Annotated in this window: 17 protein-coding genes and 1 pseudogene; 16 read left to right on the top strand and 2 right to left on the bottom strand. The window is 59.9% G+C overall.

Annotation, left to right across the window (positions count from 1 at the left end; translation table 11 throughout):
- The first annotated feature begins 51 nt into the window (after positions 1-51).
- The 5 genes from BLT86_RS04925 to BLT86_RS04905 all read left to right on the top strand — a co-directional run bounded on the left by BLT86_RS04925 (position 52) and on the right by BLT86_RS04905 (position 3,853).
- Entirely contained in the window at positions 52-735 is a 684-nt protein-coding gene (locus tag BLT86_RS04925) for a response regulator transcription factor (protein ID WP_092375129.1), read from the top strand.
- Positions 725-1,993 carry a sensor histidine kinase gene (locus BLT86_RS04920; protein ID WP_092375126.1) on the top strand — a complete coding sequence of 423 codons (1,269 nt, stop codon included), beginning with the start codon at positions 725-727 and terminating at the stop codon, positions 1,991-1,993. The genes BLT86_RS04925 and BLT86_RS04920 overlap by 11 nt, the downstream gene beginning before the upstream one ends.
- An 81-nt stretch (positions 1,994-2,074) precedes the next feature.
- On the top strand, positions 2,075-2,764 hold the full coding sequence (locus BLT86_RS04915) for a class I SAM-dependent methyltransferase (protein WP_003460551.1): 690 nt from the start codon (positions 2,075-2,077) through the stop codon (positions 2,762-2,764).
- A 1-nt stretch (position 2,765) separates the two neighbouring features.
- Positions 2,766-3,470 carry a lipopolysaccharide kinase InaA family protein gene (locus tag BLT86_RS04910; protein WP_003460553.1) on the top strand — a complete coding sequence of 235 codons (705 nt, stop codon included), beginning with the start codon at positions 2,766-2,768 and terminating at the stop codon, positions 3,468-3,470.
- Positions 3,467-3,853, top strand: a complete 387-nt coding sequence (locus tag BLT86_RS04905; protein ID WP_003460555.1) for a diacylglycerol kinase — start codon at positions 3,467-3,469, stop codon at positions 3,851-3,853. The genes BLT86_RS04910 and BLT86_RS04905 overlap by 4 nt, the downstream gene beginning before the upstream one ends.
- On the opposite strand, the gene BLT86_RS04900 is transcribed toward BLT86_RS04905, so the two are convergent.
- Positions 3,854-4,318 (bottom strand): DUF3859 domain-containing protein, encoded by a 465-nt coding sequence (locus BLT86_RS04900; RefSeq protein ID WP_003460556.1) that lies wholly within the window; start codon positions 4,316-4,318, stop codon positions 3,854-3,856.
- Positions 4,319-4,447: 129 nt separating this feature from the next.
- On the opposite strand from BLT86_RS04900, the gene BLT86_RS04895 reads away from it, so the two are divergent.
- The 4 genes from BLT86_RS04895 to BLT86_RS04880 all read left to right on the top strand — a co-directional run bounded on the left by BLT86_RS04895 (position 4,448) and on the right by BLT86_RS04880 (position 15,331).
- A complete protein-coding gene (locus BLT86_RS04895; protein WP_092375123.1) occupies positions 4,448-7,348 on the top strand; it encodes an SNF2-related protein in 2,901 nt (966 codons plus the stop codon).
- A gap of 193 nt (positions 7,349-7,541) precedes the next feature.
- Complete coding sequence (gene fic / locus BLT86_RS04890) at positions 7,542-8,663, top strand: protein adenylyltransferase Fic (protein WP_092375120.1); 1,122 nt, start codon at positions 7,542-7,544, stop codon at positions 8,661-8,663.
- A 19-nt stretch (positions 8,664-8,682) separates the two neighbouring features.
- Complete coding sequence (locus BLT86_RS04885; RefSeq protein WP_092375117.1) at positions 8,683-12,051, top strand: site-specific DNA-methyltransferase; 3,369 nt, start codon at positions 8,683-8,685, stop codon at positions 12,049-12,051.
- Between the two features lies 1 nt (position 12,052).
- Positions 12,053-15,331: a DEAD/DEAH box helicase family protein gene (locus BLT86_RS04880; RefSeq protein ID WP_092375114.1), complete on the top strand. Its 3,279-nt coding sequence runs from the start codon at positions 12,053-12,055 to the stop codon at positions 15,329-15,331.
- A 70-nt stretch (positions 15,332-15,401) separates the two neighbouring features.
- Here BLT86_RS04880 and BLT86_RS04875 read toward each other — a convergent pair whose 3' ends face one another.
- Positions 15,402-16,412 carry an amidohydrolase family protein gene (locus BLT86_RS04875; protein ID WP_092375110.1) on the bottom strand — a complete coding sequence of 337 codons (1,011 nt, stop codon included), beginning with the start codon at positions 16,410-16,412 and terminating at the stop codon, positions 15,402-15,404.
- Positions 16,413-16,659: 247 nt separating this feature from the next.
- Here BLT86_RS04875 and BLT86_RS26370 point away from each other — a divergent pair.
- The 7 genes and pseudogenes from BLT86_RS26370 to BLT86_RS04845 form a co-directional block, all read left to right on the top strand.
- Positions 16,660-17,490: pseudogene (locus BLT86_RS26370) on the top strand (methyl-accepting chemotaxis protein); the annotation flags it as partial.
- Positions 17,491-17,508: 18 nt separating this feature from the next.
- Positions 17,509-18,054, top strand: coding sequence for a PDC sensor domain-containing protein (locus BLT86_RS26365; RefSeq protein ID WP_371254543.1), 546 nt, complete (start codon positions 17,509-17,511; stop codon positions 18,052-18,054).
- A gap of 59 nt (positions 18,055-18,113) precedes the next feature.
- Entirely contained in the window at positions 18,114-18,515 is a 402-nt protein-coding gene (locus BLT86_RS04865) for an OsmC family protein (protein WP_092375105.1), read from the top strand.
- Positions 18,512-19,372 (top strand): pirin family protein, encoded by an 861-nt coding sequence (locus BLT86_RS04860; protein ID WP_092375102.1) that lies wholly within the window; start codon positions 18,512-18,514, stop codon positions 19,370-19,372. Before BLT86_RS04865 ends, BLT86_RS04860 begins: the two co-directional genes overlap by 4 nt.
- Before the next feature lie 59 nt (positions 19,373-19,431).
- Positions 19,432-20,244 carry an FG-GAP repeat protein gene (locus tag BLT86_RS04855; RefSeq protein WP_092375100.1) on the top strand — a complete coding sequence of 271 codons (813 nt, stop codon included), beginning with the start codon at positions 19,432-19,434 and terminating at the stop codon, positions 20,242-20,244.
- A gap of 119 nt (positions 20,245-20,363) precedes the next feature.
- Positions 20,364-20,912: a sigma-70 family RNA polymerase sigma factor gene (locus BLT86_RS04850; protein WP_092375098.1), complete on the top strand. Its 549-nt coding sequence runs from the start codon at positions 20,364-20,366 to the stop codon at positions 20,910-20,912.
- Positions 20,909-21,622, top strand: coding sequence for an anti-sigma factor (locus tag BLT86_RS04845; RefSeq protein ID WP_092375095.1), 714 nt, complete (start codon positions 20,909-20,911; stop codon positions 21,620-21,622). Before BLT86_RS04850 ends, BLT86_RS04845 begins: the two co-directional genes overlap by 4 nt.
- The last annotated feature ends 141 nt before the right edge of the window (positions 21,623-21,763 follow it).

The following is a 21,763-nucleotide window of genomic DNA, read 5'->3' as shown; positions in this document are numbered from 1 at the left end:
CCTCTCGTCAAAGCCGTGTGAAAAAATCGTCAAACCCAGGAATAACCCGCGATGCGCATTCTGGTCATCGAAGACAACCGAGACATCCTCGCCAACGTGCTCGACTATTTGCAGCTCAAGGGCTTTTCTGTCGACTGCGCGCAGGACGGCCTGAGCGGCCTGCACCTGGCCAGCAGCGGCCACTACGACCTGATCGTGCTGGACATCATGCTGCCGGGCATCGACGGTTATCAGGTGTGCAAGCGCCTGCGCGAGGATGGTCGCAGCGAAGTCCCCATCCTCATGCTCACCGCGCGCGATGCGCTGGATGATCGCCTGCAGGGGCTCAATGCCGGCGCCGATGACTATCTGATCAAGCCTTTCGCCCTGTCCGAGCTGGTGGCGCGCATCGAAGCGATCCTGCGCCGTAGCCGCGGCAGCCGCAAACGCCAGCTGCAGGTCGCCGATCTCAGCTACGACCTCGATACCCTGCAGGTCAGTCGCGCCGGCCAACTGCTCAAGCTCAACCCGTTGGGCCTCAAGCTGCTGGCCATCCTCATGCAACGCAGCCCAGCGGTGGTACGCCGTGAAGCGCTGGAAGAAGCCCTGTGGGGCGACGATTGCCCGGACAGTGACAGCCTGCGCAGCCATGTCCATCAACTACGCCAGGTACTCGACAAGCCCTTTCCCACACCACTGCTGCACACCATCCACGGCGTCGGCTATCGCCTGGCGGAGAACCCCGATGCCGTCTAAGCAGCCCTTCCAGCGCCGGATTCTGATCGCCTTCGTGCTGATGACGGTGATGGTCAGCGGCCTGTTCTCGTTGAGCATCGTCGGTGTGGTGCATTTCATCGAGGAGCATCTGGTTTCCCAGGAGATGAGTCGCGAGCTGGGTGAAACACTGAACGAGGACATCCGCCAGGGGCGCCCACCGCGCCTGGACTCCAGCACCCGCTTCTTCTCGTCGAATAATCCCGACTATGCCATCCCGCCCGAATATGACGGCCTGCGGGAAGGGTTCAACGAGGTCGTCAGCGGCAACGAGGCGTTTTACGTCTACGTACAGAAGATCAACGGCGAGACCTACATGCTGGTGCAGGAGCAACAGGAATTCGAAGCCCGCGAGAATGCGCTGTTCAATGTGGTGCTGGCGGGCTTTCTGCTGACGGTGATCGCCGCCTGGGGCCTGGGCTTGATGATGGCGCGCAAGGTCATGGCGCCGATCAGCCGGCTGGCGCAGCAGGTGCGTCATCGCGACCAGCTGCATCCGCTGGCGCCACCATTGGCACCGGATTACCCCGACGACGAAATCGGCCAGTTGGCCGCTGCCTTCGACAGCACGCTGGGCCAGGCGCGTCAGTCCCTGGAGCGCGAGCGTCTGTTCACCAGCGATGTCAGCCACGAACTGCGTACACCGCTGATGGTCATCGCCACTTCCTGCGAGCTGCTTGCCGAGGCGCCCCTGGGCTCGCGCGAGAAGGAACAGGTGGCGCGCATCGCCCGCGCCAGTGAGGAAATGCGCGAACTGGTGCAGACATTCCTGCAGCTGGCGCGCGACAAGGGCAACGAAGCGGCCTTCGGCGGCGACCGCACGCTCGCCGGTATCGCTCATGAGCAGGCCAGCCGCTGGAGCGTCTTGATGAAGGAGAAGGGGCTGGACTTCCAATTGACCGAGGAAGGCCAGGACGACGGCCGTTACAACGCCACCTTTCTCGGCACGGTGATGGCCAACCTGTTGCGCAACGCCCTGCACTACACCGAGAACGGCAGTGTGCGCCTGATCCTCGAAGCGGGCGCGTTTCGTATCGAGGACAGCGGCGCCGGCATTCCTGCCGAGCAGCACGAGCGCATCTTCCAGCCGTTCGTGCGCGGCTCGCAGGCCCGTGGCGAGGGGCTTGGACTGGGGCTGTCGCTGGTCAAACGTATTTGCGCCAAACAGGGCTGGAGCGTCAGTTTGCAGAGCGAGCCAGGTCATACCCGCTTCCGGGTCACCCTGAACAATGGCGCTTGACGAAATTTTCACACCCCTTTGACGCGGCCTTGATGCCCTGCTCTTTAGGCTGACGAACGTATCCATCAAAGGACGTTCGTCATGCCCAAGCCTAGCCCCATCGAACTGGACTTTTCCCGCAAGTACGATTTCGAGCATTCGCAGCAATACCTGCACAAGCATCAGGATGGCCTGGCCCGACGCCTGTCGCACTGGCGCGACGTACAGGTGGCGCGCCGTGCATTGCAGATGGCCGATAAGCCGAATCTGGTACTCGACCTGCCCTGCGGCGCCGGGCGCTTTTGGCCGATGCTCTGCGAGCAGCCGAACCGGGTGATCTTCGCCGCCGACAACTCGGCCGACATGATCGCCACCGCGCGTGCCGCACAGGCCCCCGAGGTGGTGGCGCGAGTCAACAGCTTCCGCACCTCGGCCTTCGCGATCGACCTGGGTGACAACGCGGTGGACTGCATCTTCTGCATCCGCTTGCTGCATCACATCGAGTCGGCCGAGCACCGTCTGGCCATCCTTCGCGAGTTCCACCGCGTCAGCCGCGACACGGTGATCGTCTCGCTGTGGGTCGATGGCAACTACAAGGCCTGGAAACGCCGGCGCCTGGAGGCCCGGCGCGCCGCTCAGGGCCGTGCGGCGCAGAACCAGAACCGCTTCGTCGTCCCTCGCAAGACCGTTGAGGATGAGTTCCACCAGGCCGGCTTCGCCATACTCGGCCACCTGGACTTCCTGCCCGGCTATGCCATGTGGCGCACCTACGTACTGCGCAAGGAGGCCTGAAATGGGCGTTCTCAGCGAACAAGCACTGGCCGCCCTGCCCTCTACCGAGTTCGATCGCTGGTGGCACAGCCCTGGTCAATGGGTCGAGCCGGCCAACCAGCGGCGCGGCGGCGAAAGTGGCGTGCGCCTGCTGCAGCACTGGGACGGCAGCAGGCCGCTGCTCTACTGCAAACGCCAGAACGGGCACATCTACCGCTCGCTACGCCATCCTTTGGGCAGGCCTACCATTCTCCGTGAGCTACAGGCCTATCGCGCCTTCGCCCGCCTCGGTATTCGCACACCGAACATCGTTTACTGCTCAGCGCGCAAACAGGCCGGGCAATGGCAGGCACTGCTGGTCACCGAGGCTTTACCGGGTTTCGTCAGCCTGGAGCAGTGGTACAGCGAGCCCCATGTGGCGCAGCTCAATGAGGTCATGCTGCGACGCCTGGCGGTAACACTCGCACGCCTGCACCTGGGCGGCTGGCAACACGGCTGCTGCTATGCCAAGCACCTGTTCGTCAAAGCCCGTAGCGATGGTGACGTGGATATCGCCCTGCTGGATCTGGAAAAAAGCCGGCGACGTTGGCGCGTCGCCAGCGCCTCGCGGCGCGACCTGGGCCAGCTGGACCGGCATCGTGGCGCCATGCCCGACGCCGACATGAGTTACCTGCACCAGGCCTACCAGCAGGCCCTGAACGATCCCTGGGGTGGGCTGCAACCATGAACGACAGTTCCGATCTGGACGCCCTGTCCTTCAAGGGGAGCCGCGGCCTGGCGCGCATCCTCAATGCCACCGGCTATTCGCTGGCCGGGCTGCGTGCGGCCTATCAGGGTGAAGCCGCGTTCCGTCAACTGGTCTGGCTGAATCTGCTCCTGCTGCCGCTGGCCTGCCTGGTCGATGTCGGCCGCGCCGAGCGCGCGTTGCTGATGCTGGTGCCGCTATTGGCGCTGGTGGTGGAACTGCTCAATTCCGCCATCGAGGCGGTGGTCGACCGCATCTCGCTGAACCTGCACCCGCTGTCCAAACAGGCCAAGGACATGGGCAGCGCGGCGCAAATGGTCGCGCTGCTGATGATCGCCCTGACCTGGGCGATCATCCTGCTCTGATCAGCGCACCATGAAACGCTGTTCGGCCAGCTTGCGATCGCCCTGATAGACGATGAAATGCCATTCGCCGGGCACCACTTCATGATGCTCGGTGAATTCGAAGGCCATCACGTCCTGCGGTGCACCGACCACCAGCTTCTGCTGCACTTCGAACTTGTCATGACGCTGACCATCCGGCGTGACAACGCCTGGCGTGAGGTACAACAACGTCAGGGGTGGTTCGCCCTCACGCTTGCCGGCCAGGCTGTAACGCATGCCGAACTTGGTGCCTAGCTTGGCGGGAATCTGCTCGGTACGCTCGATTTCCTGGTTGCTGCGGGTCAGTACCCGCTCGCCGGGCTGGTAGTCCTGATACTGGCTGCTGAAGATGCCGTATTCCACCAGCCCTTCGACACGGACGTCAGCCTGGCTCAGACCTGCCCAGGCGAATAGACCGGCCATCACGGCCACTCGGGTGTAATGCATGGTGCGCTCCTCGTTGAGATGAGCGCGAGCCTATGACGTGTGAATGACAGGTTGATGACATATTGCCCTTACCGCCCTTGCTTGTAAGACTGCACCGCACGGTTTAAAGGACATTACCGAGGGAACCTGATGCCGTCGCTCACGCCCCCAAGCAGCCTTACCCCGCATCACGCCAAATATTTCGCCTGGGAGCTCACGCGCCGTCGCGCTGCCAGCGAAGAGGATCGGCTCTCCCAATCGTTATTCGATGCCAGTGTCGATCTCAATCCACACCAGATAGACGCAGCCCTTTTCGCCTTGCACAACCCACTCAGCAAAGGGGTGATGCTGGCGGATGAGGTAGGCCTCGGCAAAACCATCGAAGCCGCGCTCGTCCTGTGCCAGATGTGGGCAGAACGCCGCCGTCGTTTGCTCGTCATCTGCCCGGCAGCGCTGCGCAAACAGTGGGCACAGGAGCTCTCCGACAAATTCAACCTACCGACCCAGGTGCTGGACGCACGGACCTGGAAATTGCTCCGCGAGCAAGGCATCTACGACCCATTGGATCGCGACGTCATCAGCATCATGTCGCTGAACTTTGCAGCCCGGATGGAGGAGCAGCTTGGCAACATTCCCTGGGATTTGGTCGCCATCGATGAAGCCCACAAGCTGCGTAACGCCCATCGCAAAAGCAATGAAACCGGCCAGTCGCTCAAGCGTTCATTGGCTGGACGACGCAAGCTTCTGCTGACCGCCACACCGCTGCAGAACTCATTGATGGAGCTGTATGGTCTCAGCTCCTTGATAGACGAAGACATCTTCGGCGATGAGCGCAGCTTCCGTGCCCAGTACAGCAACATCGACGCGGACTTGGCTGCGCTACGTCGCCGCCTGCATGCCTTCATCAAGCGTACACTGCGTAAAGACGTCCTTGAGTACGTTCCCTATACGCAGCGTCACGCACTGACCACGCCGTTCACCCCCAGCGATGATGAACAGCGCCTCTACGATCTCATTTCCGCTTATTTGCATCGCGACTTCAGCTACGGCTTTCCACAGCGGCAAAAGCATCTCGTCGCACTCATCCTGCGCAAGCTCCTGGCCTCTTCGACAGAAGCCGTTCTGGCTACCCTGCAAGCCATCAAAGCGCGTCTACAGAAGCTACTGGATCGCCAGAGCATTGATGAGCAATGGTTCGAGCATCTGATCGAAGAGAACGAACTCGAAGAAGACCTCCTGGAAGCCGCAGAAGCTGCAGCTAGCTACGAAGCCCAAGACTCGGCAAGCAAGATCGACTTCGAGCTGCTGAGCAAGGAAATCACCGAGCTCGATACCTACATCGAGATTGCCCACAGCATTCGCGAAGACCAGAAATCATTCGCCTTGCTCAATGCGCTGGAGCAAGGCTTTGCACGCATGTCCGGCATGGGCGCCCAACGCAAGGCCGTCATTTTCACCGAGTCACGCCGGACTCAAGAGTACCTGGCCCGTTTTCTAGAAGCCCACGGCCACCTTGGCAAAGTCGTCACCTTCAGTGGTGGCAACCAGGGTGAGGCCGCTACCGGCATCTATCAACGCTGGCTGACTCGCTACCAGGGTAGTGACCGTGTAACCGGCTCGCCAGCTATCGATCGCCGCACAGCGCTTATCGATCACTTCCGTGATACGGCCGAAATTCTGATTGCGACCGAGGCTGCCGCCGAAGGTGTAAACCTGCAGTTCTGCTCTTTGGTCGTGAACTATGACCTGCCGTGGAACCCGCAACGGGTAGAACAGCGCATTGGGCGTTGCCACCGCTATGGCCAACGGTTTGACGTGGTCGTCATCAACTTCCTCAACCAGCGCAATGCCGCAGATCGACGAGTCCTGGAACTCCTCCAGGACAAGTTCCATTTGTTCGAGGGCGTTTTTGGTGCGTCCGACCAGGTGCTCGGCAGGATCGAAGCCGGCATTGACTTCGAGAAGCGCATTGCCGAGATCTACGACTGCTGCCGCACCCCACAAGAGATCGACGCAGCGTTCACCCGCTTGCGCGCCGAACTGGACGCCGACATCCAGGCAAAAATGCTGGAAACCGAAAAGCTCCTGCTGGAGAACTTCGACGCGGACATTCACAGCCTGCTCAAGACCCACAAAGAGCGCGCCGAAAGTCAGCTAGACCGTATAACCCGCCTGTTCTGGAAGCTGACTCAGTACATCCTGGCTGAGCACGCTAAATTCGACAGCCAGAACCTGGCTTTCGATCTCCAGCTGCCACCTCTCCCACAGGTGGTCACAGGGCATTATCAGCTCATCCGCAAAGGCGAACAGGCCAAGCAGATCCAGCCTGAAAACACCCGCATCTACCGGCTTACACACCCGCTTGGTGAATACGTTCTCGATCAAGGCCGCAGCGCTCAGGCGCCCAGCGCAACGCTGCACTTCAGTTATGCGCAATGGCTTGAAGCCCGTAACCCACGCATAAGCGTGATCGAGCAACTGCTGGGTAAACAGGGCTGGCTTCAGCTCAACCTGCTGGAGCTCGATAGTTTTCAGCGCGAAGAGCACTTGGTTTTCACCGCAATGACCGATAGCGGCGAGCTACTCGATCAAGAAACCTGCGAGAAGCTCTTCCAGCTTTGCGCAAATGTAGAGCCAACGCAGATCAGCCCGCCTGAAGATCTACATGGCAATGCCCGTCGCCAGATCGATGCCGCATTGAGCCAAGCACTGGAACACAATGACAAGTTCTTCCAGCAAGAACGCGACAAGCTGGATGCCTGGGCCGAAGACCGGATTCTCGCTGCCGAACAAGCCCTACAAGACACCAAGCTCAAGCTCAAAGGACTGAAACGTCAAGCGCGAGTTGCCCAGAGCATGGACGAGGCACGCCGTCTGCAGGATGACATTCGCAAGGTAGAGGGAGAACAGCGTCGTCAACGCCAGGAAATTTTCTCCGTGGAGGACGAAATCGAGGCTCGCCGCGATGCGCTCATAGAAGCCCTGGAGAAACGCCTGCATCGCGCCAGCCGTACCCAAACACTCTTCACCGTGCGCTGGGCCGTGATTTGACACGTCGCCGAAAGAGCATTTCGAGAACACGAGGGGCACACATGTCGCTACCAGCGACATGAACGCAAAACGTGTCGCCGAAATCTAAAAATAGCGACACGTCGTGCATACATGTTTACACTGCAACCACGAAAAGGGCGCTCACCAGAGCGCCCTTGCCATTAGATGGATACCAAGGATCAGGATCGCATCCATGACTGCATCCCCCCTGCCCTGGCAGGCTGACAAGCCCTATAACCAACTTCCGCCATTGCCGCCCACGGCAGAGCTGGAAACCCGTGCAGTGCTCAAGCGCTGCATCGAGGCCCGCACAGCCCTGGCGGAATTGAAGCAGGCAGCCGAGCTGATTCCCAACCAAACGGTATTGATCAACACCATCCCGTTACTGGAAGCCAAGGACAGCTCGGAAATCGAAAGCATCGTCACTACCACGGATTTGCTCTTCCAGCATGCCCAGGATGGCGACAATCACGCCGACCCGGCCACCAAGGAAGCCCTGCGTTATCGCAAAGCCCTGCACCAGGGCTATCTGTCCTTGAGCGAGCGCCCACTCTCGACCGTTACGGCAGTGGAGATCTGCCGCACGCTCAAGGGCGTGGACATGGATATTCGTCGGGTGCCGGGCACCCAGTTGGCCAACGACCGCAGCGGCGAGATCATCTACACACCACCGGAAGGTGAAGACCATCTGCGCGACCTGCTCGCCAACTGGGAGCGCTTCCTGCACAACGAAACCGACCTAGACCCGCTAGTGCGCATGGCCGTTGGACATTACCAGTTCGAGGCCATCCATCCATTCGCCGATGGCAACGGCCGCACCGGGCGCGTGCTCAATACCCTGTACCTGATTCAGGAAGGTCTGCTGAGCCTGCCGATTCTCTACCTCAGCCGTTACATCATCGCCCACCGCGCTGATTACTACCGCCTGCTGCTGGATGTCACCCGCGACCAGGCCTGGGAACCTTGGCTGCTGTACATGCTCAGCGCCGTGGAAGAAACCGCCCGCTGGACCACCGCCAAGATCGCCGCCATCCGCAGCCTCTCGGAGCACACCACCGAGTTCGTGCGCGAACGCCTGCCGAAAACCTATTCCCGTGAGCTGGTCGACGTGATTTTCGAACAGCCCTACTGCCGTATCAGCAATCTGGTCGACAAGCAGATCGCGCAGCGGCAGGCCGCCTCCCGCTACCTGAAAGAGCTAGTCGGCATCGACGTGCTGCGCGAAGTGCAGGTCGGCAAGGAAAAACTCTTCATTCATCCCAAGCTGATGCAGCTCCTGACGCGCGACAGCAACGAATTCCAGGCCTACGCCTGACCTTTATCGAGACGTACCCATGAGCAAGCAAAAAGACCAATTCATCGCCCTGCTGGGCGAACTGTTCCAGCTCAACCAACCCGAGCTCGACTTTGGTTTGTACCGCATCCTTCACGCCCGTAGCGCCCAGATAAAGGCCTTTATCGATACCGAACTGGGCAGCGAGATCGATGCCCACTTTGCCGAGCAATCGCAAAGCAACGCCCACGACTCGCTCGAAGCCGCTCGGGTCAGGGTCGCCGAAACACTCGGCGAAGATGCCTTCCTGCCCACTGGTGAACTGAAACCCGAGTATCGCGGTACCAAGGTCGGCAAGGAATTCGAACTCGCCCAACAGCAAGCCCGCGACGGCGGCGGCGTGTTGGCGGATGATGCCCAGGTCTACGAGCACCTGTACCGTTTCTTCAGCCGCTACTACGACAAGGGCGACTTCATGTCCAAGCGCTACTTCGTCGCCGAGAACGACAGTCGCGCCGCCCCCTATGCCGTGCCTTATGACGGCCGTGAAGTCATGCTGCACTGGGCCAACAAAGACCAGTACTACATCAAATCGAGCGAAGCGCTCAGCAACTTCACCTTCGACCTCAGCACGGCACAGGCCAAGGAACAAGGCCAGCAAAGCGGCTTCGACTTCCAACCCGCACAGGCCAGCCCGCTGAAGGTGCACTTCCGCCTGGCCGCTGCCGCAGAGGGTGAGCACAATAACGTCAAGGAGGGCCAGGAGCGTTTCTTTATCATCCACGACTCGCAAGCCCTGCAGCTTGAAGTCAACGACCAGGGCCAAACGGAGCTCGTCGTCCAGTTCGACTACCGCCCCGATACAGAAAAATCCGGCCAGACCGGCACCTGGCAGCAAAAGCGCCTGGCAGAGGCCGAACAGGTAGTCGCCGAGCAACTGGAAAATCTGCTGTTCGCTCATCCAGAGCTTCGCGCGTTCCAGGACCTGCTGTTCGTCCCCGCACCAACCGATAAACAGCCCAACCGTACGCTGCTGGGTAAATACCTGGGGCAGTTCACCGCCCGCAATACAATGGACTACTTCATCCACAAGAACCTCGGCGGCTTCCTGCGTCGTGAGCTGGATTTCTATATCAAGAACGAGATCATCCGCATCGACGATATCGAAGCCGCCGATGCTCCGCGCGTGGATGAATACCTGAAGAAACTGCGTGTGCTGCGCAAGATTGCCCGCCGCATTATCGACTTTCTCGCCCAGCTCGAAGACTTTCAGAAAAAGCTTTGGCTCAAGAAAAAATTCGTTGTCGAGACTCAGTACTGCATCACTTTGGATCGCATACCGGAAAGTTTTTATCCTGAAATTGCGGCCAATGCTCGGCAACGGGAAGAGTGGGTAAAGCTATTTGCCATTGATGAAATCAAGGAAGATATGACTCAATCAGGCTATACCAAACCACTCACCATTGACTTCTTAAAGGGTAATCCGTACCTGCAGATTGACACTGCCTTTTTTGATGAAAGCACGAAAAACAGAATAATTGCCTCGCAACAAGACCTAGATTCAACAAATAATGGAATTCTGGTTCACTCTGATAATTTTCAAGCTCTAAACCTACTCCAGGCAAAGTACAAGAAAAATATTGATTGCATCTATACAGACCCACCATACAACACAAGCGCATCATCTATCATTTACAAAAACAATTACAAAGACTCCTCCTGGCACACCTTAATGCAAGACAGATTAGTTCTTGCAAAGGAATTGATGAAAGATCATTCAATCATCGCAATCGCCATTGATGACGAGGAAGTTTCGCCACTCCGTTTTATTCTTGACGAAATATTTGAGAAGGAGCTAGGCGTAGCTATCGTCAGATCTAACCCTCAAAGCAGAAAAGCCACAGGAAAACTTTCCCCTGTTCATGAGTACATCCTATTTTACGGAAACTCCGAAGAAACAACGCCATATTCTATAGGCTATAGCGAAACAAAAGCGGCACGATATCCATTTAGCGACGAAAACGGTCGTTACGCCTGGCTTAACTTCATAAGAACCGGCAACAATGATCTGCGACAAGATAGACCAACACTTTACTACCCTATTGCCGTCAACTCAGAAAACAATATACGCATTCCTAAAATGACATGGAATGCTGAAAGCCAGACCTATGAGCTTCAGGAAGAGATAGCTCCTGATGAACAACTAGTGTTCCCGATCAAGGAGATCAACGGGAGTCGCATAGAGAAAAGATGGCAGCGTGGGCACGCTCGCGTCCACTCGGACTACAGTGACTACAGAGTACGTCGAACAAACACGGGAGAGATCAGTATAGATTTCAAAACCCGGATGGATGAAGACGCCTTACCTGTTACATGGTGGGACAAGCCTGAATATGCATCTGCAAACTATGGCGCTGCAGAACTGAAGGCGCTTTTTCAGGAAAACACATTTGACTACCCAAAAGCCAAAAAACTTGTAGAGGACTCTTTACGAGCCTGTGGCGCCGGCCATCACAACAATGCGATTGTACTAGACTTCTTTGGTGGCTCTGGCACTACAGCAGATGCGGTTATCGCAATCAACAAAGAAGAAGGCAAGAGCAACAGGAAGTACATACTAATAGAGCAAGGCAAGCATTTTGACGAAGTCCTAAGGCCAAGAATACAGAAAGTTTCCTATTCTACGGACTGGAAGAACGGCAAACCAACCTCTCGCAAAGGTATTAGCCACTGTTTTAAATATATGCGCTTGGAGTCTTTCGAGGACACCCTAAACAACCTGCGACTACCAGAAACATCTCATCTGAATATCAGCGCAACCGGCTCCAGCGAGATGGTCCGCGACTATTTGCTCAAATACTGGCTGGAGTTCGAAACAACTGGCAGCCCGAGCCTGCTCAATGTTCACGAATTCAGTGACCCGACTTCCTACAAGCTCAAGGTCAAACAGCCAGGCAGCGATGCTCAAATGGAGAAAACTATCGACCTGGTGGAAACCTTCAACTGGCTGATTGGCCTGCATGTCGCCCACCTCGATCAGCCGCGCCGCTATGCCATCGAGCTGGTGCGCGAAACCGATCCCGAGCTGCCGAAGGATCAAGACACGCGCTGGCGCGCCACCGCCATCAAGGAACGTGAAGACGGCGAGTTCTGGTTCCGCGCCGTGGAGGGCCATGTTCTGCGTGTACCGGGTGATGAATTGTCACGCGAGCGCGTGCTGGTCATCTGGCGCAAGCTCACCGGCAACTCCGGTCGCGACCAGGCGGCTCTGGAGGCCTGGTTGGGTAAGCGCGGCATCAACCCACGGGAGAGCGAGTTCGCCACCATTTACGTCAATGGCAACCATGCACTCCCCAGCGATGGGGAAGCGGCCATGCGCGTGCGCTTGATCGAAGAAACCTTCGCTCAGCGCATGTGGGAGGACGCCTGAGATGGCTCGTGCTCCACGTAAAGGCAAAGCTCAGCCGCCCTTGGTGGCCAGCCATTTCCAAGAAGCGTTGGTGCTCAATCAGTACCTGATCAGTCTGTTTGGCATCGACCCACTGGTCACACACAAGGACGGCACTCACAACGTTCGCCCGTTGGAGATCATCGCCAAAAGCCTGCGCAGTGCCACGGCGGGCATCGACAAGAATGGCAGGCATCATTTCCTCACCGCACTGCTCTCGCACTTGCCGCCCCATGCCGCATTGACCCCGGCCCAGTTGGAGCACTACGACGCCAATCTGGTGGCCCATACGCGCACCATCAACGCTCGTCGCAAGCACAAAGGTGAAATTGCTTGGAAGTACTTCCAGTGGCTCACGCTGCTGTTTGTCGAAATCTACCTCGACCGCTATTTCAACGACCGCCAGGGGCTTTGTGTCGCGCTCAATGCTTTTATCGAGCGTTTCAACCAACACCATCTCACGTTGGGGCGTGAAACCGGCATCGGCGCTTACGTGGTCGAAGACCTCAACAAGCTCTGCTTGCAGAACGCCACAGGCAGCGGGAAAACGCTGCTGATGCACGTCAACCTGCTGCAGTTTGCACAGCATGCAAGAGCTACCGGCCAGGCCGATGATTACAGCCGGGTGATCGTGCTCTCGCCGAATGAGCGCTTATCCGAGCAACACGAGCGCGAGCTGCGTGAGAACGGCTTCTACCCCGAGCCGCTGCGCCAGGAAAGTGACCTGATCTCGCGCGGGCAAAATGCCCTGGATGTGCCGCTGCTGACCGAAATCACCAAGTTGGCGGACGAGCAAAAAGTCAAGCAGATGGCTGTCGACAGCTTCGGCGATGCCAACCTGCTACTGGTGGATGAAGGCCATCGCGGCATGAGCGGCAGCGACTGGAAGAGCAAGCGAGACAAGCTGGCCGCAAAGGGCTTTACCTTCGAGTACTCCGCCACCTTCAAACAGGCCGTCAAGGCTGCCAATGACCGTGCACTGGCTGAAAGCTACGCCAAGGCCGTGCTGTTCGATTACAGCTACCGCTACTTTTATGCAGACGGTTACGGCAAGGACTACCGCATCTTCAACCTGCCCAAGGATGAGCTGGCGCACAAGGACACCTACCTCACCGCCGCCCTGCTGGCGTTCTACCAGCAACTACGCATGTACACGGAAGCCGGCAAGCGTTACGCCGGCTATAACCTGGAAAAGCCGCTGTGGGTCTTCGTCGGCGCCAGCGTCAGCGGGCGCAAGGTCGACGAGGAAAGCGTATCGCCCTCGGACGTCGCGCAGATTCTCGATTTCCTCGCGCGCTTCCTGGCCCATCGTGAAGCCTTCACCACGCTCATCAACACCGTGCTCAACGGCAATAGCCAGCAGACCGGCCTGCTCGACGCCCAAGGCCGCGATATCTTCATACAGTCTTTCCCCTACCTGAAAAGCTTGAAGCAAAGCGCGGCGCAGCTTTATGCCGACATCTGCCAACGCCTGTTCCACGCCCCTGGTGGTGGTCATCTGGTGGTCGAGCGGGTGAAAGGCGACAGCGGCGAACTGCTGCTCAAGGTGGGCGAGGCAGAACAACCCTTTGGCGTGATCAACGTTGGTGACGCCGCAGCGCTGGCCAAGCATGTGCAGAGCGAGCTGGAAGACAAACACTCCCTGGCCGAGGTGCGCCCGAGCGAGTTTGGCGAGCCGGTATTCGCGGACGTGCACAAGCCGACTTCGCCCATCCATATGCTGGTCGGCTCGAAGAAGTTCATCGAGGGCTGGGACTGCTGGCGCGTGTCCAGCCTTGGCTTGATGCGTATGGGCCAGAGCGAGGGCGCACAGATCATTCAGCTTTTCGGCCGTGGCGTGCGCCTGCAAGGCAAGGACATCAGCTTGATGCGTACCAGCCGCTATCAGCCGGTCAATCCGCCACAGGATATTCACTTCCTGGAAACGCTGAACGTGTTCGGCGTGCAGGCTGACTTCATGGCGACCTTCCGCGACTTTCTGGAAAGCGAAGGCCTGCCTCCGAACGACGCGCCGCATGTCGAGGAAATCAAGCTCAACGTCACCCATGACTTCGGCCAGAAGCTCAAGATCCTGCGCTCCAAGTTCCGCAAGGACACTCAGGAACAGTACGACTTCCGCAAACATGGCCCCATCGTAGATCTCAGTATCGATGCCCTCCCCCCAGGCATGACCAAAGGCGCCATGCCGCTGGTGGTCGATCGCTTCCCACGCCTGCAAATGCTCCAGGCCACCGAGGTCACCGGCCAGACACCAGAGGCTATGGCCAACCCACCTCGCTACTTCGACAATCTGCGGCTGTCGATGCTGGACTGGGATCGGCTTTGGTTCGATTTGGAGCGTTTCCGTCGCCAGCGACATCTGGATAACATCATCATCAAAGCCGGGGCATTACGCTCGTTGCTGGAGACCCCGGACTGGTATCGCATCCTGGTGCCAGCGCATTGGTGGGCACCTTCGATGGCCAATCTGCGTCACTGGCAGTCCATTGCACTGGAATTGCTCTGTGGCGCTCTCGAACGCTGCTTCAATCACCAGAAGCGCAAATATCTCGACCCGCGCATGGAGCTGGTGCTGCTCACGCGTGAGCATGAAAACCTGCCAGGCGACGACGCCAGCTATCAGTTGATCGTCGAAGCAACGGAGCAATACCTGATCGACGACATCCGCAAGCTGAAGGACGAGCTCGCTCAGGTTGGCTGGCGTGACAGCGGCTATATCCAGGGTTTGAGGCTGGATGCTCACCTCTACGAGCCACTACTTTCCAGCGAGAAGGTGAAGATCCAGCCTGTCGCGCTGAACAAATCCGAATTCCAGTTCGTTGACGACCTACGCCAATGGCTGCAAGCCAACGAGGAGAATCTTGCCGAGCGTGGCGAGCGCATCTTCTTGCTACGCAACCTGGCTCGCAAAGGCGTTGGCTTCTTCGAGGCGGGTAATTTCTATCCCGACTTCATCCTGTGGTGCCTGAAGCCTGACGGCAGCCAGCGCATCTGCTTCATCGACCCGCACGGTCTTGAGCATGAAGGCCCTGGCAGCGACAAGGTTCAGCTCGCGCAAAACATCAAGGATCTTGAAGCGCGCCTGAATGATCCAGAAGTGAGGCTAGAGTCGGCCATCCTATCGCCAAGTACGAACCGCATGCGTATCGAGCATCTGTGGAGCCAACAAGGCCTTGGCGCACCTAACCTGGGCGATCTGCACATATTCTTCATTGGCGAAGAGGGCTATATGGACGAAGTGCTGAGCCTCGTATTGCAGTGAGCCACCATAGCAGCGGGCTACTCAACCCGCTGCCATGATCACTCACATACCACAGTAGTCGCGTTCGACTTCACTTCGACAGATCAGCCTGCACCCGGCGCGGCAGCACGGAGAGGAAGTTGTCGCGCGCCACCTTGTGCGCCACGTCTTCGGGCAAGGCATCGAGGAACGGGTCGAAGCCCTTCATGTAGTCGCCCAGGCTGCCGAAACGGCCGACCACATCCGAGCCCAGCATGAAACGCTCCGGGTAACTGCTGACCAGATGCACCCATTTCGGATCAGGCTTGCCGTCCGCGTCCAGCAGATAGGGGCGCAACATGGTCCAGGACAGGTCGATATAAAGATTCGGGTACTGGCCGAGCATGCGCTCGACCGTCTCCAGGAGGAAGTCGAGCTTCTCCTGATGACGGTGAATCTCGGCGCTGGTGCCGGCATGCGCCCAGATGAAACGCACATGCGGGTGGTTGCGCAGCGGCGCCTCGATTTCCTCCAGGAACAGCGGTTCACGCTCGCGCTTGGAGGTGATGTTCGAATGCAGCATCACCGGCAGGTCATACTCGGCGGCCAGGTGGAACACCCGCGCCAACGCCTCGTTGTTGGCGCGCGGCGCACTGCCGTGGATCAGCGCGGTGAGGTCGTCGTGACGGGTGAAGACCTCGCCGATGCCCTGCCACAGGCCGGGGTGCAGCTCCAGCATACGGCGGATGTGCGCATCGGCGTTCTTGTCGTTGGGATTGAAGCCGGACAGAAAGGGATGGAAGCGCTTGCGCTGCTCGGCGGGCAGACGCTTGTAGGCGGCCGCGATGAACACGTCGGTAGCGCTGTACCAATAGGCATTGGCGTCATCACCGGCGTAATAACGCGGACGCTTGGGCTCGTCCTCGTCCCATTTCTTGGCCACCGGAATACCGGAGAACATCACATGATCGACGTTGTTTTCCGCCATTTTCTCCAGCAGTTCGTCCATGCCGGCACTTTCCTGGAAAAAGTCGACGTAGTGCAGGTGGGCGTCGCTGTAGCGGTATTCGCGGGCCTGGGCGCTGCAGACGATAGCGGCACTGAGCGCGAGTATCCATGGCATCGTTCGAGATGTGAGCAAGGCGAGTCCTCCTGACGGTACGAGCAGCATAGACCGCCGAGCGACCCGGCAAGTTCGGAGATCACCCCACGCCATTCGCATCAACGCCCTCAAAAGAAGCAGGCAACCAGAGGTCGCACCAAGCCGGAACATTAATAGCTGGCTAACGGCCTGAAACGGCCATGGGTACGTCAGCCAATGATGGCACCTCGCTTGCAGTGTCCGAGTTAGACCAGGCAGGGGAATCATCATGTTGCAGTTGCTGCGCAAGCCAACCCGCAAGGCCCAGGACGAGGCCACATTGGACGCTTTGTTCCAACAGCACGACCTCACGACTCGCCTCCCGGCGGACTACCAGTGGATGGTGCGTCTGAATGATTTCAGCGCCAGCCTCCAGCAACGTATCCGCGCCAGCCTCGGCGCCGCCGTCGGCATCGCCGCGCATGCGCCTCAACTGGCGCGCATCGCCGCTGCCAACCAACAAAGCGGACAGACGCTGGCACAGTCATCGGAGTTGATCGCCAGCGCCAGCGAGCAGGTCACCACCACACTGGACGCCGAGCTGGTGCCCGGCGCTGGCGAAGTCGCGCGCTTGTCCGCCGAGGTTTCCGCCACCCTCAACCAATGCCAGCAAAGCGGCCAGGCGGTACTACGGCAAGTCGAAGTGATCGATGCCAGCGAGGCGCAACTGGCTCAGGTGATCCAGCAACTGGCCGGACAGCTCGATGAAGTGAGCAAGGTCATTGGTGTGATCGCCAGCATCTCCCAACAGACCAATCTGCTCGCCCTGAACGCCGCCATCGAGGCCGCACGCGCGGGTGAACATGGTCGGGGCTTCGCCGTGGTCGCCGAGGAAGTGCGGCGTTTGGCTGGCCATACCACCGATGCCACCGGTCAGGTCAGTGGCATCATCGAGCGTTTCCGCGAAGGCATGCAGCAGCTCGGCAGTGCCGGCCAGCACATGAACCAGGCGGTGGCCGACGGCCGCGCCGGCATTCTCGCCGTCAGCGGAGGACTGGACAGCACGCGCCAGGCCATGGATCGCCTGGACGCTCAGGTTGGCCAGATCGCCGCCGGCACCGAGCAGATCGGCCAGGCGGTGCGCTCGATCAACGGTGATGTGCAAAACATCGCCCAGGTCGCTGGCGAGCTGCTTGGCAAGGCTGGTCAGGTGCTGCATCACAGCAAGGCCGTGCGCGAAGACGGTGATCGCCTGCTCGCCGGGCTCGGCGACTTCCGCCTGGAAATTCACGCAGCCGTGCGCGCCAGCGTCGAACAACTGGCCAAACGCCCCGAGCTGGCCAGCGATGTGACAGCGGCCGAACGGCTGCTTGCCGATACGCTGACGCGCGACAGCCGTTTCGAGCTGTTCTACCTGGTAGACAGCCGCGGTGTGCAGATTTCCGAGAACGTCTTCGCCGCCGATGTGGCGCACGGTGAGGATGCCAGCTGTCGCGGCCGCGACTGGAGCCAACGCCCCTGGTTCCGCGCCGTGGCCGAGCGCATGGAGAGTCATATCACCCAGGTCTACCGCTCCTCGGCCACAGACGACTTCTGCTTTACCGTTTCAGTCCCCATTGTCGATGAGCGCGGGCAACTGCTGCGTGTGCTGGGAGCGGACGTGAGGCTCTCGGCGCTGGTGTGATCGGTGCAGGCTGGGCTAGGCTGGCCAGTGTCGATTCGTCACACCTCAAGAGAAGCGCCATGATCCGCATTCACAACAACAAGGGCCTGCAGCAGCAGATCGAAATCGGCTCGCACCAGCTCATCGGCGACGTCTCGCCCGAGCAGGGCGGGGATGGCGCCGGACCGGAACCGCACGATCTGTTCGACGCAGCCCTCGGCACTTGCAAGGCCATGACCCTGCTGCTCTATGCGCGCCAACGCGGCCTTGCGCTGGAAGGCATCGACGTGCACGTCGAGCGTGACGACAGCGAGGAGCGCCAGGGCAACTACCGCCTGATCGTCGACCTGGCGCTCAAGGGGCCACTGGACGAGACACAGCGCCAGCAACTGCTGCGCGTGGCGGACAAATGTCCGATCCACAAGCTGATGACCACCACCGACATCCAGATCGAGACCCGCCTGGCGGGAGCTCCGGCATGAGCGAGTTACAACTGATCCGCCCGCGCGCCGAGGACATTTCCGGCCAACCGATTCTGCGTCCCCTGCCCTCGGCACGCTTTCGCAGCATCGGCCCCTTCGTGTTCTTCGATCACATGCTGGAGCATGACTACCCGGCCGGCAAAGGCATGAACATTGCCCAACATCCGCATATCGGCCTGTCCACCCTCACCTACCTGTTCGAAGGCCAGCTGCAGCACAAGGACAGCCTGGGTTCGGACCAACTGGTGGGCCCTGGCGATGTCAGCTGGATGACCGCAGGGCGCGCCGTCGCCCACGTCGAACGTACGCCGCCCGAGCAGCTCGGGCAGAACAAGCGAGCCCACGGCCTGCAGGTCTGGCTGGCTTTGCCAGAAGCAGAGGAACAGTGCGAACCGGCTTACAGCCATCACCCCGCCGCTTCGCTACCCCGCAGCGAAGCCATGGGCGTGCAGATCACCCTGATCGCCGGCAGTGGTTTCTGCCTCGAATCACCAGTACCGGTTCGCTCACCGACTCTGTATGCCGAGCTGCGCCTGGCCGCCGGTGCCAACCTGCTGATACCCACCGAGCACAGCGAACGAGCCCTGTACCTGATCGATGGCGAAGCCGAGCTGGATGGCGAGCCCCTGCCCCGGCATACCATGGCGGTGATCCCGGCAGGCGAAACGCCCGTGCTCAGCGCCTGCGGCGAATGCCACCTGGCCCTGATCGGCGGCGAACCCATTGGCCCGCGGCGAATCAACTGGAACTTCGTCGCCACCAGCCCGGAGCTGATCGACCAGGCGCGCGAGCGCTGGGCAGCGGGCGACTGGCCGCAAGTACCAGGCGAAACCACGCGCATCGAACTGCCACGCTGAAACCGCGCCATCAACGACAGGCGCGCAAAGGCGCCTGTCGCTCGCAAAGGATTGCCCTCTTGTCCTCGTATCGCCCCCTCGCTGGCCTGCTGCTGTTGCCCACATTGGCCCTGGCTGATCTACCCCGTTTCGAACCTGAGCCCGGGCGGCATGCCCAGGTACAACAGCAAGGCGAAGGCTATTTTCTGCAGCAACCCGACGGCAGCCGTCTGGAACTAAGCATCCCCGAAGGCAACGACGCAGAACCGCCGAGCTTCGCCGTCGAGGACTACGATTTCGACGGCCACCCGGATCTGGCGATTCGCGTGCCGGCCGGGATGGTCAACTCCGCCTACCACGTCTACCTCTACCGTCCGGCCCTGCGCCGTTTCGAGCAGTTGCAGATACCGCCAGCACTGATGGAACGCGTCAATTGCGCATGGCTGTCGGAGCTGCAGCCCAATAATGAGGAACGAGCGCTCTACAGCCACTGCCGCAGCGGACCACGCTGGTACTACGACGCCTATCGCTTCGCTGAATCCGGTGTCCCCTGGCTGTACAAGACGCTGCAAGTACGTCACGACTACGATCCGCAAGCACCTGTATTTTTCCCGGTGTTCGAGAAGACACTCGACCCTCAGGGCAACATCATCGCCAGCCGTGCGCTCGACGACGGTGACCAGCCAATTACCTGGACTGTGCCTGCCCCACGTCTTTATCTCCACGCACGCCCTGAAGAAACCAACCGGACCAAGGCCTACCTGATCGAAGGGGACGTCTGCGAAGTCCTGGATCAGCAGGGACGCTGGCTACAGATTCGCTACGCCTCGCGCAAAGGCCCGCTGCAGCGCTGGGTTTCACTCGACGAGGCCTACGCCCAGGCTCAGCCCTGAAGCCTCACGCATTGAATGCACTGCAACGCCTTCGCAGTTTTTTGTTACCTGTGCGTGATCCAGAAGCGCAGTTGCCGGGTATAAGCTGCATGCGGATTTCTCAGGCCAACGGATGACCCATGGCAGATCGCGAGTTCGATTACGAAAGCACCCTGGAAGCCTGCGCACGCGGCGAAGAACGTGCCTTCCAGACGCTCTACCGGCAAGAGGCCGGGCAATTGCTCGGCCTGGCCATCAGCATGCTGGGCCGCCGTGATATTGCCGAGGACTGTCTGCACGATGCTTTCGTGCGTATCTGGCAGCACGCCGCGCGCTATAGGCGCGAACTGGGCAGCGGTCGCGCCTGGGTGCACAGCATCCTGCGCTACCGCGTGCTGAATGCGTTGCGCAGTGGCAACCGGCATGCCGAGGTGGACGATGACTTCATCGAACGTGTGCTCGACGACAGCCCGCAGGCCGAAGCACAAGCGCTGGAGCAATCCGAGCAGCGCCTGCTGCGTCGCTGTTTGCAGCGCCTGGAAAGGCCGCGCCGCCATCCGATCCTGCTGGCGTTCTACCGTGGCCTGACCCACGAGCAGATCGCCAGCCGCCTGAGCACACCGCTGGGCACCATCAAAGGCCGTATCCGCGCCGGCCTGCGCGCGCTGCAGGAGTGTCTGCAAGCATGATTCCGCACGAACCCGAAGAACGCCGTGCCCTGATTGGCGAATACCTGCTCGGCTTGCTCGATGAGCATGAAGCGGCCGAGGTGCGCCAGTTGCTCGAAGAGGATGAGAGTGCCGCCCGTATGGCCCTGGAATGGGAACGACACTTTCTCGAACTGAGCGACCAGCTACCGGCACATGCGCCCTCTCCGGCACTCTGGGCACGTATTCGGCAGAGTCTGGGCCTGCACGATGAGCCACATTCGAGCCCGCTGGCCAACTGGTGGAACAGCCTGCTGACCTGGCGCCTGACTGCCGCCGCGCTGGCCATGGCGCTGCTGGTCGCCGTGCTGATGCCGCTGTTGCGCGCCCCGGATATCGCCGGCGAACGCTATACCGTGGTGCTGCAGCAGCCAGGCGAAGCGGCCAAACCCGGTTGGGTGATCCAGGTCAGCAGCGATGGCACGCTCTCGCTCGATCCGCTGGTCGCCGATCAGGTCCCCGAAGGCCGCGCCTTGCAATTCTGGACGCTGATCGATCCGGCCGAAGGCCCACGCTCGCTGGGCCTGGTCGAGGCTGGCCAGCCGCTGCGCCTGCCTGCCGAGCAGATCGGTGCGGTGCAGGCGGGGCAACTCTTCGAGCTGACCCTCGAACCTGAAGGCGGCTCGCCCTACAACCGCCCAAGCGGCCCGGTGCTGTATATCGGTCGCGCCGTGCTGGCCAGCGCCAACTGAGTGGGTTGCCGGCTGCATGGCCGGCAACCCCTCCCCCCCCCCCCGATTACCCTGCGAAAAAATATTTTCCACCACCGACATCCAAGCCCGTTCCTCGCGGGTATAGCTCACAGGTGTTTCGTCGAGGCACCTGCGAAGCCG

This window comes from Pseudomonas sihuiensis (assembly GCF_900106015.1).
GTDB classification, from domain to species: domain Bacteria; phylum Pseudomonadota; class Gammaproteobacteria; order Pseudomonadales; family Pseudomonadaceae; genus Aquipseudomonas; species Aquipseudomonas sihuiensis.
This window is presented reverse-complemented; position numbering and strand designations above follow the sequence as displayed.

Coding starts and splice junctions, on each gene's coding strand:
- BLT86_RS04925 (WP_092375129.1), top strand. CDS start 52: ATGCGCATTCTGGTCATCGAAGACAACCGAGACATCCTCGCCAACGTG.
- BLT86_RS04920 (WP_092375126.1), top strand. CDS start 725: ATGCCGTCTAAGCAGCCCTTCCAGCGCCGGATTCTGATCGCCTTCGTG.
- BLT86_RS04915 (WP_003460551.1), top strand. CDS start 2,075: ATGCCCAAGCCTAGCCCCATCGAACTGGACTTTTCCCGCAAGTACGAT.
- BLT86_RS04910 (WP_003460553.1), top strand. CDS start 2,766: ATGGGCGTTCTCAGCGAACAAGCACTGGCCGCCCTGCCCTCTACCGAG.
- BLT86_RS04905 (WP_003460555.1), top strand. CDS start 3,467: ATGAACGACAGTTCCGATCTGGACGCCCTGTCCTTCAAGGGGAGCCGC.
- BLT86_RS04900 (WP_003460556.1), bottom strand. CDS start 4,318: ATGCATTACACCCGAGTGGCCGTGATGGCCGGTCTATTCGCCTGGGCA.
- BLT86_RS04895 (WP_092375123.1), top strand. CDS start 4,448: ATGCCGTCGCTCACGCCCCCAAGCAGCCTTACCCCGCATCACGCCAAA.
- fic (WP_092375120.1), top strand. CDS start 7,542: ATGACTGCATCCCCCCTGCCCTGGCAGGCTGACAAGCCCTATAACCAA.
- BLT86_RS04885 (WP_092375117.1), top strand. CDS start 8,683: ATGAGCAAGCAAAAAGACCAATTCATCGCCCTGCTGGGCGAACTGTTC.
- BLT86_RS04880 (WP_092375114.1), top strand. CDS start 12,053: ATGGCTCGTGCTCCACGTAAAGGCAAAGCTCAGCCGCCCTTGGTGGCC.
- BLT86_RS04875 (WP_092375110.1), bottom strand. CDS start 16,412: ATGCCATGGATACTCGCGCTCAGTGCCGCTATCGTCTGCAGCGCCCAG.
- BLT86_RS04865 (WP_092375105.1), top strand. CDS start 18,114: ATGATCCGCATTCACAACAACAAGGGCCTGCAGCAGCAGATCGAAATC.
- BLT86_RS04860 (WP_092375102.1), top strand. CDS start 18,512: ATGAGCGAGTTACAACTGATCCGCCCGCGCGCCGAGGACATTTCCGGC.
- BLT86_RS04850 (WP_092375098.1), top strand. CDS start 20,364: ATGGCAGATCGCGAGTTCGATTACGAAAGCACCCTGGAAGCCTGCGCA.
- BLT86_RS04845 (WP_092375095.1), top strand. CDS start 20,909: ATGATTCCGCACGAACCCGAAGAACGCCGTGCCCTGATTGGCGAATAC.